At 62.5% G+C, this 13,355-nt stretch carries 11 protein-coding genes; 9 read left to right on the forward strand and 2 right to left on the reverse strand.

What is annotated here, in order from left to right:
• The first annotated feature begins 52 nt into the window (after positions 1 to 52).
• A complete protein-coding gene (locus DVB37_RS05155) occupies positions 53 to 835 on the forward strand; it encodes a 3-hydroxybutyrate dehydrogenase (RefSeq protein WP_046807010.1) in 783 nt (260 codons plus the stop codon).
• 14 nt (positions 836 to 849) lie between these two features.
• The gene (gene yaaA, locus DVB37_RS05160) at positions 850 to 1,626 is read left to right on the forward strand and encodes a peroxide stress protein YaaA (protein ID WP_104143654.1); all 777 of its coding nucleotides are present in this window, start codon (positions 850 to 852) and stop codon (positions 1,624 to 1,626) included.
• Positions 1,627 to 1,774: 148 nt separating this feature from the next.
• Here the strand turns inward: yaaA and DVB37_RS05165 are convergent, their stop codons facing one another.
• A complete protein-coding gene (locus DVB37_RS05165) occupies positions 1,775 to 4,075 on the reverse strand; it encodes an FUSC family membrane protein (protein WP_120154145.1) in 2,301 nt (766 codons plus the stop codon).
• A gap of 638 nt (positions 4,076 to 4,713) precedes the next feature.
• On the opposite strand from DVB37_RS05165, the gene DVB37_RS05170 reads away from it, so the two are divergent.
• From DVB37_RS05170 to pssA, 4 genes are all read left to right on the forward strand, one after another.
• Entirely contained in the window at positions 4,714 to 6,429 is a 1,716-nt protein-coding gene (locus DVB37_RS05170) for an acetolactate synthase 3 catalytic subunit (protein WP_046807013.1), read from the forward strand.
• 10 nt (positions 6,430 to 6,439) lie between these two features.
• On the forward strand, positions 6,440 to 6,931 hold the full coding sequence (gene ilvN / locus DVB37_RS05175; RefSeq protein WP_006223608.1) for an acetolactate synthase small subunit: 492 nt from the start codon (positions 6,440 to 6,442) through the stop codon (positions 6,929 to 6,931).
• 76 nt (positions 6,932 to 7,007) lie between these two features.
• Positions 7,008 to 8,024: a ketol-acid reductoisomerase gene (gene ilvC, locus DVB37_RS05180; RefSeq protein WP_046807014.1), complete on the forward strand. Its 1,017-nt coding sequence runs from the start codon at positions 7,008 to 7,010 to the stop codon at positions 8,022 to 8,024.
• Positions 8,025 to 8,192: 168 nt separating this feature from the next.
• A complete protein-coding gene (pssA, locus tag DVB37_RS05185; protein WP_046807015.1) occupies positions 8,193 to 8,969 on the forward strand; it encodes a CDP-diacylglycerol--serine O-phosphatidyltransferase in 777 nt (258 codons plus the stop codon).
• Between the two features lie 129 nt (positions 8,970 to 9,098).
• Here pssA and DVB37_RS05190 read toward each other — a convergent pair whose 3' ends face one another.
• The gene (locus tag DVB37_RS05190; RefSeq protein ID WP_046807016.1) at positions 9,099 to 9,617 is read right to left on the reverse strand and encodes a lipoprotein; all 519 of its coding nucleotides are present in this window, start codon (positions 9,615 to 9,617) and stop codon (positions 9,099 to 9,101) included.
• 294 nt (positions 9,618 to 9,911) lie between these two features.
• Between DVB37_RS05190 and rpsO the strand changes: the two genes are divergently transcribed.
• The 3 genes from rpsO (at position 9,912) to DVB37_RS05205 (ending at position 13,350) form a co-directional block, all read left to right on the forward strand.
• Positions 9,912 to 10,181: a 30S ribosomal protein S15 gene (rpsO, locus tag DVB37_RS05195; RefSeq protein WP_006223612.1), complete on the forward strand. Its 270-nt coding sequence runs from the start codon at positions 9,912 to 9,914 to the stop codon at positions 10,179 to 10,181.
• Positions 10,182 to 10,272: 91 nt separating this feature from the next.
• On the forward strand, positions 10,273 to 12,435 hold the full coding sequence (gene pnp, locus DVB37_RS05200) for a polyribonucleotide nucleotidyltransferase (RefSeq protein ID WP_104143657.1): 2,163 nt from the start codon (positions 10,273 to 10,275) through the stop codon (positions 12,433 to 12,435).
• 237 nt (positions 12,436 to 12,672) lie between these two features.
• The gene (locus DVB37_RS05205) at positions 12,673 to 13,350 is read left to right on the forward strand and encodes a hypothetical protein (RefSeq protein WP_370512779.1); all 678 of its coding nucleotides are present in this window, start codon (positions 12,673 to 12,675) and stop codon (positions 13,348 to 13,350) included.
• Positions 13,351 to 13,355: the final 5 nt, after the last annotated feature.

Genomic DNA, 13,355 nt, shown 5'->3' on the forward strand with positions numbered 1-13,355 from the left:
CGACCCCACGGTCACCCCACCGTCACCCCCGCCAGACCCCAGGAGAATGCGCATGCTTAAAGGAAAAGTCGCCCTAGTCACCGGTTCCACCAGCGGCATCGGCCTGGGTATCGCCACGGCCTTCGCGCAGCAAGGCGCCGATATTGTCCTGAATGGGTTTGGCGAGGCCGCCGAGATTGAAAAAGTGCGCGCCGGCCTGGCCGACAAGCATGGCGTGAAGGTCGTCTACGACGGCGCAGACCTGTCCAAGGGCGACGCGGTGCGCGGCTTGGTCGAGAACACGGTGCGCCAGTTGGGCCGCATCGACATCCTGGTCAACAACGCCGGCATCCAGCACACCGCGCTGATCGAGGATTTTCCCGCTGAAAAGTGGGATGCCATCCTGGCGCTGAACCTGTCCGCCGTGTTCCACGGCACCGCCGCCGCGCTGCCCCACATGAAGAAGCAGGGCTTTGGCCGCATCATCAATATCGCGTCGGCGCACGGCCTGGTCGGGTCGGCCAACAAGTCGGCCTACGTGGCGGCCAAGCATGGCGTGGTGGGCTTCACCAAAGTCACGGCGCTGGAAACGGCCGGGCAGGGCATCACCGCCAATTCCATCTGCCCGGGCTGGGTGCGCACCGCCCTGGTGGAAAAGCAGATCACCGCGCTGGCGCAAAAGAATGGCGTCGACCAGGAAGCCGCCGCGCGCGAACTGTTGGGCGAAAAGCAGCCGTCGCTGCAATTCGTGACGCCGGAGCAATTGGGCGGCACCGCCGTGTTCCTGGCCTCGGACGCCGCGGCGCAAATTACGGGCACGTCCGTTTCGGTCGATGGTGGCTGGACGGCGCGCTGATAAAGGAACTACGAATGTTGTTTTTGCTTTCCCCCGCCAAGAAGCTGGACTACGACTCGCCTTTGCATATCGAGACGCATACCCAGCCGCTGTTCGTGGATCAGGCCGCCGGCCTGATCAAAGTGCTTAAGACCAAGTCCGCCGAAGACATCGCCGGCCTGATGAGCCTGAGCCCGGCGCTGTCGGAACTGAACGCGCAGCGCTATGCGCACTGGAAGCGCAGCTTCACCCAGACCAACTCGCGCCAGGCCGTGCTGGCCTTTAACGGCGATGTGTACGAAGGGCTGGACGCCTCCAGCCTGTCGGCCAAGCAGCTGGACTGGGCGCAAGACCACGTGGCCATCCTCAGCGGCCTGTACGGCGTGTTGCGACCGCTGGATCTGATGCAACCGTATCGCCTGGAAATGGGCACGCGGCTGGAAACGCCCAAGGGCAAGAACCTGTACGAGTACTGGGGTTCGACCATTGCGGACTATTTGAACGAGCGCCTGGAAGGCAAGAAGGCGCCGGTCATCGTGAACCTGGCGTCCGAGGAATATTTCAAGTCAGTTGACTTGAAGACGCTGAAGGCGCGCGTGGTGCAGTGCGTGTTCCAGGACTGGAAGAACGGCGCCTGGAAGATCATCAGCTTTCACGCCAAGCGGGCGCGTGGGTTGATGGCGCGCTACGCGATTCAGCACAAGGTGACCAAGCCCGAAGGCTTGCAAGGCTTTGACCTGGAAGGCTACGCCTACGACGCCTCGGCATCGACGGACGACAAGCTGGTGTTTCGCCGCAAGCTGGCGGATTGATGCGGTGATGCGGTGATGCGGTGATGCGTGGACGGCGTGGTGCGTTGACGCCGTCATCAGTCGACGCGGTAAGCGCGCGGTTGACGTGAGTACTGTTCCACGTCTTCGCGCGCTTTGCCCGTCTTGCGGGTTACCGATACCTTCGCCTTCAGGCCGCCGCCGCCAGCGGCGGTGCGTGCGTCGGGTCGGCCAGCGCCTGCAATTCCTGGCGAATCATGTGCGAGGCCTTCAGCATCTGTTTCAGCGGATAGGCCAACGCCGCCTGCTCTCCGGATGTGTCGAACTGCGTGGGCAGGGTGGTGGCGATCTGCGGGCGCTTTTCGTCCAGCAGGTCGACCATGCCGTTCATGGCAAGCTGCACCGCCTCGGGCGTTTTGGGCAGCGCGGCCAGGATGGGAATCGCCGCCGTGATCTGTGATGCCAGCACGTGGTTCTGGATCAGCAGGTTATTCAATTCCGGCACGCTTTGCTGGTGCGACTTTGGCTCGCTCATCATTCGATAGAACGCTTCGGCGAAGTTGCTGAACGCAATGTGCACGTTCTTGCGCGCCAGCCGCCAGGCCAGGTCGGCGTCGATGACGGCGGGCGTGTCGGCCGCGGATGTGGCAGTGGGGCTGGCGGCGGGGGATGCAGGGGGTGTGCCGGCAGTCGTGGCGGCATTCGTGGCGGTAGCTGTGGCCGCGTTTGACGGCGCGCCATGCGCCTGCATGGCTTCCACGTAGCGCAGGCCCGCAACCAGGTACTCGCGGTTGGCGCGCGTGGCGGCGGCCGCCAGCGGCTTCAGGTAGCGCGCTTCCCACCACGGCAGGATGTAGCTGCATATCAGCGCCAGCGCGCAACCCAGCAGCGTGTCGATGGCGCGTTCGCCAATCACCGACATCGACACGGTGCCCGGCGACACGAAGTGGAACACCAGCACCACGAAGAGCGTGTTGAATATGGCGCTGGCCATGTAGTTCAGCTGCACCAGGCTGTTGCCCATGATGCAGGCGCCCAGCAGCACGGCGAACAGGATCTCGGGGCTGTCGGTCAGGTTGAACAGCAGCAGGGCGCAGATGCAGCCGATCAGGGTGCCGCCCAGGCGCCAGCCGTTGCGCTGCCGCGTCAGCGCGAAGCCGGGCTTCATGATGATGACGATGGTCAGCATGATCCAGTAGTTGTGCGCGGAAAACTCCGGCGACAACCAGCGGCTGGCCAGCGTCATGGCAATGGCGGCGGCGGCCGTCACGCGCAGCGCATAGCGAAAATGCGGGGAATCCAGCCGCAGGTTGCTGGTCAGGAGCCCAAAGCGGAATTCCTGCCGCGAGATGAATCGCGTCAACGACTTGTTGATGCGCAAGACGTCGGTGGGCTTGGCGTCGGGCGATGCCGCCGTGTGGTCCGCCAGGCGGTCCACGATGCGGGCCGAATTGCGCAGGCGGCGCAGCACCTGGATGATCAGCGCCAGCATCTCGGGTTCGCGTTCGCCCAAGCCTTGCTGTTTCAGCTGTTCGATTTCGTATTCGATGGCGCGCAGCTCGGCCTTGGCGCTGCTGCGGTATTGCACCGGGCGGCCGCGCGACACGTCCAGCGCGATGCGATTCAATTCCAGCGACATCTTGACCAGCGCGTCACGCATGAACATCAGGCAGTCGTTGCCGGCCAGCGTGCGGCGCAGCGACGCGTAGTCGGTATGCGTGGCAACCAGCGTGTCCAGCAATTGCAGCATGTCCACGAACATGTTCCAGATCATCACGCGCTGGCGGTCACCCACGCCCTTGCCGCGTGGCAGCGCGCGCAGCACCATGTCGCGCGCGGCCTGGTGCTTTTCCGTCATGATCGACTGGCGCTGGATCAGTGCGCGGTAGGCCTCGTCCAGGTCGGCCGTTTCGTCGTAGAAAGCGGCGCGAGCCGCCACATAGTCGGCGGTGGCGAACAGCGCCACCGACATGGCCTGCTGTTCTTCGCGCAGCCAGAACAGGCGCGAAAAGCCCAGGCTGAAGACCACGTAGAACAACGCGCCGCCCAGCGTCGCGGCGGCATGCGCCAGCACTTGGTGCGGCTCCAGCGGCGAATGCATGGTCAACGTCATCAGCAACAGGCCGGCAAAGCCGATCAGCCCGCCGCGCTTGCCGAACACCGTGAACATCGAATAGACAAAGCACTGCGCAATCACCACCAACCAGATCAGGACGGGGTTGCTGGAGGCCAGGCCGGTAATGATGACGGTAAGCGTACCCAGCGCCGCGCCGCCCAGCATTTCGTTGGTGCGATGGCGCTGCGGCCCGCCCGGCTGGTCGATGATGGCCAGGCACTGCGCGCCAAACGTGGCGACCAGCCCGGTGGTGTAGTTGCCGAACAGCCCACCCAGCACCAGCACGGGCAACAGCATGCCAACCCCCTGGCGCACCCCCCCGAAGAAGTAGTGGCTGTAAAGGAAGCGTCGGATGCTGGCGATGCGCAAATCCATGGGGGCGGGGCCTAATTCTCGCGATGCGGCAAGTATATAGATGCGCCCGCGAGTTAGGGCCTTTCTCCGCCGGGCCGCCCCAAGGGGAAAGCTGCCCCCTTTGGGGGCAGAGAGCGCACGAAGGGCGCGAAGCGTGGGGGCCCCTTTTTCCGCTGGGCCGCCCCAAGGGGAAAGCTGCCCCGCTGGGCGGGCATATATTTTGGGGTTGGATGATTGCCGGACTGTCCCGCAATTCGCCTTGCATCGCGCGTGCAACGGTCGCTTCACGCCGATTTGCTACCTTTGACGCAACGCGGTAAATTCCATCTCTTGCGCCGGTCTGCCTATCCGATACCGGTGCGTTGAGGCGGATGGTAACGGGTCACCTCCCCAGTCATCCCGCCGCAGTGATACTTGCTGTTGGCCGCGCCACAAGCGTGTGTTGCCAAAGCTTCCATTTCGACCTCCAGCGTCCCCCAGGGGCGTTTGCACTGCGTTCTGTCGAGCGTGTGCCGGGTCGGCAGGGTGTCCGGGTGGCGTGGCTCCGTGAGCCGCTAAGCGCCGGATCATGTTGTCGTAGCCGGTATGGGTTCCGTTGCCGCCGTATCCGGGCGAGCAGCAGTCAGGGTTGCAGGGCCGGTACTGAAAGGAAATACAACATGGAAATGAATGGCGCCGATATCGTCGTGCGCTGCCTGGCCGATGAGGGCGTGGAACACGTTTTCGGCTATCCCGGCGGCGCAGTGCTTTACATCTACGACGCGATCTTCAAGCAAGACAAATTTCAGCATATCCTGGTTCGTCACGAGCAAGCCGCCGTGCACGCCGCCGATGCCTATTCGCGCTCGTCGCAAAAGGTTGGCGTCTGCCTCGTGACCAGCGGCCCGGGCGTGACCAATGCCGTCACCGGCATCGCCACTGCCTATATGGATTCCATCCCCATGGTCATCATCAGCGGGCAAGTGCCCACTGCGGCCATCGGCGAAGATGCGTTCCAGGAATGCGACACCGTCGGCATCACGCGTCCCTGCGTCAAGCACAACTTCCTGGTGCGTGACGTCAAGGACCTGGCCGAAACCATGCGCCGCGCGTTCTATATCGCGCGCACGGGCCGCCCCGGCCCGGTGCTGGTCGATATCCCCAAGGACATCACCGTCGCGCAGTGCAAATACACGCCGCCCAAGGGCGAGATCTCGATGCGTTCCTACGCGCCCGTCAACAAGGGCCACCAGGGGCAAATCAAGAAAGCCGTGCAGATGCTGCTGGCCGCCGAACGGCCGATGATCTACACGGGTGGCGGCGTCATCCTGTCGAACGCCGCGCCTGAGCTCAACAAGCTGGTGTCGCAACTGGGCGCGCCTTGCACCAGCACCCTGATGGGTCTGGGTGGGTACCCGGCCAGCAGCGGCCAGTTCGTGGGCATGCCCGGCATGCACGGCACGTACGAAGCCAATATGGCGATGCAGCACTGCGACGTGCTGCTGGCCATCGGCGCGCGTTTCGATGACCGCGTGATCGGCAACCCCAAGCACTTTGCGCAAAACGCCCGCAAGATCATCCATATCGATATCGATCCGTCGTCGATCTCCAAGCGCGTGCGCGTGGACGTCCCGATCGTCGGCAACGTCAAGGATGTGCTGGCCGACCTGTCCGCCCAATTCGAAGTGGCGGCCGCCGAGCACAAGCCCGCGTCCATCACCAAGTGGTGGGAGCAGGTGGAAACGTGGCGCGGCAAGGAATGCCTGAAGTTCGCCAACTCGGACGAAGTCATCAAGCCGCAGTACGTGGTGGAAAAGCTGTGGGAAGTGACGGGCGGCGACGCCTTCGTCACGTCCGACGTGGGCCAGCACCAGATGTGGGCGGCCCAGTACTACAAGTTCGACAAGCCGCGCCGCTGGATCAACTCCGGCGGCCTGGGCACCATGGGTGTGGGGCTGCCGTACGCGATGGGCGTGCAGATGGCCAACCCTGGGCACGACGTTGCCGTCATTACCGGCGAAGCGTCGATCCAGATGAACATCCAGGAACTGTCGACCTGCCATCAATACCGCCTGACGCCCAAGATCGTCTGCCTGAACAACCGTTTCTTGGGCATGGTCCGGCAATGGCAGCAGATCGATTACGGCTCGCGCTATTCCGAGTCCTACATGGATTCGCTGCCCGACTTCGTCAAGGTGGCCGAGGCCTATGGCCACGTGGGTCTGCGCATCGAGCGTCCGGCGGATGTCGAACCCGCGCTGCGCGAAGCCTTTGGCAAGCACAAGGAACGCCTGGTCTTTCTGGACTTCATCACCGACCGCACCGAAAACGTGTGGCCGATGGTCAAGGCCGGCCGTGGGCTGACCGAAATGCTGCTTGGCTCTGAAGACCTGTAAGGAGGCCACCATGAAGCACGTGATTTCCGTCCTCCTCGAAAACGAACCCGGCGCGCTGTCGCGCGTGGTGGGGCTGTTTTCCGCGCGGGGCTACAACATCGAAACCCTGACCGTGGCGCCCACCGAGGATTCCACGCTGTCGCGCATGACGATCGTGACGACCGGTTCCGATGAAGTCATCGAACAGATCACCAAGCACCTGAACCGCCTGGTGGATGTCGTTAAAGTGGTGGACCTGACCGAAGGCGCCCACATCGAGCGCGAGCTGATGCTGGTGAAGGTGCGCGCCGTTGGCAAGGAACGCGAAGAGATGAAGCGCATGGCGGACATTTTCCGTGGCCGCATCATCGACGTGACCGACAAGTCCTACACCATCGAATTGACCGGGGTGCAGGAAAAAGTACAGGCCTTCCTGGAAGCCCTGGACCGCAGTGCCATCCTTGAAACCGTACGCACCGGCGTGTCCGGCATCGGACGCGGTGAACGGATTTTGAAGATTTGACCGGCCTTCCAGGCCACGCCACACCCTACATCTGAATTAATCGAATATCCAAAATACTGGAATCTGGAGCACAACCATGAAAGTTTTCTACGACAAAGACTGCGATCTGTCCCTCATCAAAGGCAAGACCGTTGCCATCATCGGCTACGGTTCGCAAGGCCATGCGCACGCGCAGAACCTGCATGAATCGGGCGTGAAGGTCATCGTCGGCCTGCGCAAGGACGGCGCTTCGTGGAACAAGGCCGCCAACGCCGGCCTGGAAGTCAAGGAAGTGGCTGATGCCGTGAAGGCCGCCGACATCGTCATGATGTTGCTGCCGGACGAGAACATCGCTTCGGTCTACAACAAGGAAGTGCACGGCAACATCAAGGCCGGCGCCGCCCTGGCTTTCGCCCACGGCTTCAACGTCCACTACGGCCAGGTCGTGCCGCGCGAAGACATCGACGTCATCATGATCGCCCCGAAGGCCCCGGGCCACACGGTGCGCAACACGTACAAGCAAGGTGGCGGCGTGCCCCACCTGGTGGCCGTGTACCAGGACAAGTCGGGCGCCGCGCGTGACGTGGCTCTGTCGTACGCCAGCGCCAACGGCGGCGGCCGTGCCGGCATCATCGAAACCAACTTCCGCGAAGAAACCGAAACCGACCTGTTCGGCGAACAAGCCGTCCTGTGCGGCGGTACCGTCGAACTGATCAAGGCCGGTTTCGACACGCTGGTGGAAGCCGGCTACGCGCCCGAAATGGCGTACTTCGAATGCCTGCACGAACTGAAGCTGATCGTCGACCTGATCTATGAAGGCGGTATCGCCAACATGAACTACTCGATTTCGAACAACGCTGAATTCGGCGAATACGAAACGGGTCCGAAGATCGTCACCGACGAAACCCGCAAGGCCATGCGCCAGTGCCTGACGGACATCCAGACCGGCGAATACGCCAAGAAGTTCATCCTGGAAAACACCGCCGGCGCCCCGACGCTGACCTCGCGCCGCCGCATCAACGCGGAATCGCAGATCGAGCAAGTGGGCGGCAAGCTGCGCGCCATGATGCCCTGGATCGCCGCGAACAAGCTGGTGGACAAGTCCAAGAACTGATCGACGTCCGGTGCGGGGCTGGCCCCGCGCCCCGTCCTCAAAGACGGCATGCTCGCAAGGGCGTGCCGTTTTTTTTATGGCCTTTTCGTCAGGCACGGCTCTTGCTCTATCCCGCAAGCGGGGCCATATGAGTTAACCTTTCACAGTCCGTTGTAAGTTATTGAGACTATGCCCAATTTTTCCATGCGCGATTCCGAGAACCGCCACCGAAGCATCTACTTGCTGCCCAACGCATTCACCACCGCGGCGCTGTTCGCGGGGTTCTATGCCGTCGTGCAGGCCATGAATGATCGCTTCGAAGTCGCCGCCATCGCCATTTTCGTGGCGATGGTGCTTGATGGCATGGATGGCCGCGTCGCCCGGTTGACCAATACGCAGTCTGCCTTCGGCGAGCAATATGATTCGCTGTCGGATATGACGTCGTTTGGCGTTGCGCCCGCGCTGGTCATGTACGAATGGATCTTGAACGACCTGGGCCGCTGGGGTTGGCTTGCCGCCTTCGTCTATGTCGCCGGCGCCGCGCTGCGCCTGGCACGCTTCAATACCAATATCGCCGTCGTCGACAAACGCTATTTCCAAGGCTTGCCCAGCCCGGCGGCCGCCGCCTTGGTTGCCGGCTTCGTCTGGCTGGCTGTCGATAACAAGCTGCCGATCCATGACAGCCTGATGGCCTGGGTGGCCTTTACGCTGACCATGTACGCCGGCATCACCATGGTGTCGAACGCGCCGTTCTTCAGCGGCAAGAGCTTTGCGCTGGGCCGCAGCGTGCCGTTCTGGGGCATCTTGTTGGTGGTGGCCGTGTTCGTGTTCGTGTCCAGCGATCCCCCGGTGGTGCTGTTCGGCCTGTTCGTGCTGTATGGTCTTTCGGGCTGGGTCATGTGGGCGTGGCGCTGGAACAAGGCGCGCCGCCTGACGCAAGAGCGTCGCGGGCAGTCATCCTCCTGACCGCTGTCGGTATTACTTACCGCTCACACAAAACCCGCCAGTCGGCGGGTTTTGTATTTCATCTTTGACGTTGGACGTTGGACGTTGGACGCTTGACGTTTGGCGTCGGGCGATTATTGCCCGGACACCTTAGCGCCACATGAACCTTTCATCGTCATACATCGGGTCCGGGCCAGGATGGAAGTGCGTCAGCTTGCTGCCGTCGCGGCTCATGTAGACGTACATCAGCGAATTCCAGACGCCGTTTTCCTTGTAGCGATACGACCACACGACTTCGCGCTTTTCGCCCAGCCCTGCCTCTTCGATGCGGGCGGGCGGACCAAATTCACAGCGCACCCGGTCCGGCCCCCAATCGCCGACTTCCAGCACCTTGAAGTGCGCGTCCGTCAGCAAAGGCACGACAGGACCCACGCGCCCATCGGTGCCCACGTTGGTGCCCCAGGCAAATTGCCCCATCGGCTGCTGGGTCCAGATGACGCGTTGCCCGCCGCCCGCTTGCGGGCAGGTGTAGTTGGGCTTGCCAAACTGGGTCAACACATCGGCGTAAGGCGTGCCGGGCGGCACCTGGGCCAGGTTCGCGCAGGCGGCCAGGCCGGTCAGGGCCAGGGAGGCGAGGGTGATGCGGGCTGTTCTGTAATATTTAGACATCTATTGCTCCTCTAGGCGCCGTGGGCGCTTGCCGGCCTCTGCCGAACAGGCGAAACCGTCTCTGGGGTAATTCTAGCGTTTCAGCTATAATCACCGAGCTTTATCAAACGTATTGATTGATTTTGCAAGATGCTTTGCGCCGGCAGTCCGGCTGCACGGTAGCCGAAAGCGGCCACTTTGCAGCTATTGAAGCAGCAGTGAGAAAGCAAAAACGCTTATCGCCGGGTCTTACGCAAATTTTTCCCAACCACGTCAGGGCACCTCGGCCCTGTCGCATGTCCGAAGAGGTCATCAATGTCTGTAGCTGACATCAAGAAATCCGATATCGTTGCGCAGTTCCAACGCGCTCAAGGCGATACCGGCTCCCCCGAAGTTCAGGTGGCTCTGCTCACCGCCCGTATCAACGAACTGACCGGTCACTTCAAAGAACACATGAAGGACCATCACTCGCGCCGCGGTCTGCTGCGTATGGTCAGCCGTCGCCGCAAGCTGCTCGACTATCTCAAGGGCCGCAATCCCGATTCGTACCGCGCTCTGATCGAAAAACTCGGTCTGCGCAAGTGATCGACGGGGCTGGCTCCCCATGACGCAACCGTGGTCGGTGCGACGTATTGTCGCAGCGGCCACGGTTTTTCATTTGTAAGGAATAATCGTCATGTTCAACAAAGTGACAAAATCGTTCCAGTACGGCCAGCACACGGTCGTCCTGGAAACTGGCGAGATCGCTCGCCAGGCCTCCGGCGCCGTTGTGGTGTCGATTGAGGACACCGTTGTCCTGGCTACTGTCGTAGCTTCCAAGAAGGCCAAGCCGGGTCAAACGTTTTTCCCGCTGACCGTCGACTACATCGAAAAGACCTACGCCGCCGGCCGTATTCCGGGTGGGTTCTTCAAGCGCGAAGGCAAGCCGTCCGAAAAGGAAACGCTGACCTCGCGCCTGATCGATCGTCCGCTGCGTCCGCTGTTCCCCGAAGACTTCTACAACGAAGTCCAGGTGGTCATCCACACGCTGTCGGTCAATCCCGAGATTGATCCCGACATCGCCGCCATGATCGGCGCCTCGGCCGCTCTGGCCATTTCGGGCATCCCGTTCAACGGCCCGATCGGCGCCGCTCGCGTGGGCTACATCGACGGCCAATACGCGCTGAACCCGACCGCCACGCAGCTGAAGTCCTCGAAGCTGGACCTGGTGGTTGCCGGTACGGAAAACGCCGTGCTGATGGTGGAATCGGAAGCCCAACAGCTGTCCGAAGAAATCATGCTGGGCGGTGTGGTGTTCGGCCACGAGCAAATGCAGGCCGTCATCAACGCCATTCACGAATTGGTGAAGGACGCCGGCAAGCCCGAGTGGGACTGGCAAGCGCCCGCCAAGGACGAAGCCCTGATCGCCGCCGTGACCGCGGCTGCCCAGGAAGGCTTGAACGCCGCCTACCAGATCCGCGAAAAGCAGGCCCGTACGGCCAAGCTGCGCGAAGTGTCGGCCGACGTGTCGGCCAAGCTGGCTGCCGCCGCTGCTGAAAAGGGCGAGCCCGCGCCTGACGCCGTCACCGTCGACAACATCATGTTCTCGCTGGAATCGGCCATCGTTCGCGGTCAGATCCTGAACGGCGAACCGCGTATCGACGGTCGCGACACCCGCACCGTTCGCCCCATCAGCGTGCGTCTGGGCGTGCTGCCCCGCGCACACGGCAGCGCGCTGTTCACCCGTGGTGAAACGCAAGCGCTGGTCGTGGCCACGCTGGGCACCAAGCAAGACGAACAGATCATCGACGCGCTCATGGGTGAATACCGCGACCGCTTCATGATGCACTACAACATGCCTCCGTTCGCCACCGGCGAAACGGGCCGCATCGGTGTGCCCAAGCGCCGCGAAATCGGTCACGGCCGTCTCGCCAAGCGTTCGCTGATCCCGCTGCTGCCGGCTCCGGAAGACTTCCAATACACGATCCGCATCGTGTCGGAAATCACCGAGTCCAACGGCTCGTCGTCGATGGCTTCGGTCTGCGGCGGCTCGCTGGCCATGATGGACGCCGGCGTGCCGGTCAAGGATCACGTGGCCGGTGTGGCCATGGGCCTGATCCTGGACGGCGGCAAGTTCGCCGTGCTGACCGACATTCTGGGTGACGAAGATCACCTGGGCGACATGGACTTCAAGGTTGCGGGCACCGAAAACGGCGTCACCGCACTGCAGATGGACATCAAGATCCAGGGCATCACGAAGGAAATCATGCAAGTGGCGCTGGCGCAAGCCCGCGAAGGCCGCCTGCACATCCTGACCAAGATGAAGGAAGCGCTGGACGGTTCGCGCGGCGAGCTCTCGGCTTTTGCCCCGCGCATGCTGACCATCAAGATCAACCCCGAGAAGATCCGCGACGTGATCGGCAAGGGCGGCGCCACCATCCGTGCGCTGACCGAAGAAACCGGCACGCAGATCGACATCTCCGACGACGGCACGATCGTGATCGCCAGCGTCGACGAAGCGCAGGCCAAAGAAGCCCAGCGCCGCATCGTCGAACTGACGGCCGATGTCGAAGTGGGCCAGATGTACGAAGGTTCGGTCCTGCGTCTGCTGGACTTCGGCGCCATCGTGCAAGTGCTGCCGGGCCGTGACGGCCTGCTGCACATCTCGGAAATCGCCAACTACCGCATCGCCAACATCAACGATGTGCTGAAGGTCGGCCAGCAAGTCCGCGTCAAGGTCATCGAGGCCGACGACAAGGGCCGTCTGCGCCTGTCCATCAAGGCAATCGGCGGTATCGAAGCGCAGCAACCCGCTGCCGCTCCCGATGCAGCCCCCCAATCGGAACCGCAAGCTGAATAAGCTGGCAGGCTGATTGAACAAAAACGGCGCCGCAAGGCGCCGTTTTTTATTGCGGCGCCACAAACCGCGACTGACGCGCTGATTCATCTTCTTGCGACTTCACCCCGCTGTCGTCCCCCAACTTCGCCGACCTTGCTGTAAAGTCGTGCGCGAGAAAAGGGGGAATCGGATGATCCAAGCATGACCAGATGGCCTGCCGCCGCGGGCGCGGTGCTGTGTGGCGCGCTGTCCGCCGCAATGCTGACCGGCTGCATGAGCAGTCCGGGCCCGGGGCAGCGCGGCCCCAACAGCGAAGCCATGTCGGCCGACCAATTCGGCCAGACGGATTTCAATCGCACCGTCACGCTGGAAGTGCGCGACAACCTCACCAGCCTGTATTCGCTGCTGGACAAGCTCTACCGGCGCAATCCGCGCGAATGGCGCAAGACCGGCGTGGCCGATCAAAAAGCCGCCGTGAACCGGGTCAAACACGCCATCGAAGTACGCATCCCGCCCAGCGACCTGGCCGGCCTGCGAGACATCCAGATCCTGGCCGTGTCGCTGGACCCGAACTACTCCGGCGACCGCGTCGGCGCGTTCATCTACGGCATGGCCGACACCATCATCGCCGCGCACAACGGCAAGACCCGCCTGTATGCCACCGACGCGCTGGACGGCCAGCGGGTCTACAATGCCGCACGGAACGTCGAGGCTGCCGCCTGGCTGCTGGCCTCGCGCCGCAACAATCAGGGCGAGCTGCTTTTGCTGGCCAATGAAATGTCTCCCAATGCCACGAACCTGAGCTTCGAACGCGAGTTCGGCGCCATCATCGGCAGGCTGGACCTGATCGCCAACCTGCTTGGCGAGAATTCCCGCCGCATCGGGATCAACTATGCGCAAGGCCTCTTGCTGTTCAATTTTCTGCCTGTGCGTTAACAGGA

Origin of the sequence: Achromobacter sp. B7, from assembly GCF_003600685.1 — a bacterium.
GTDB lineage: Bacteria > Pseudomonadota > Gammaproteobacteria > Burkholderiales > Burkholderiaceae_B > Achromobacter > Achromobacter spanius_B.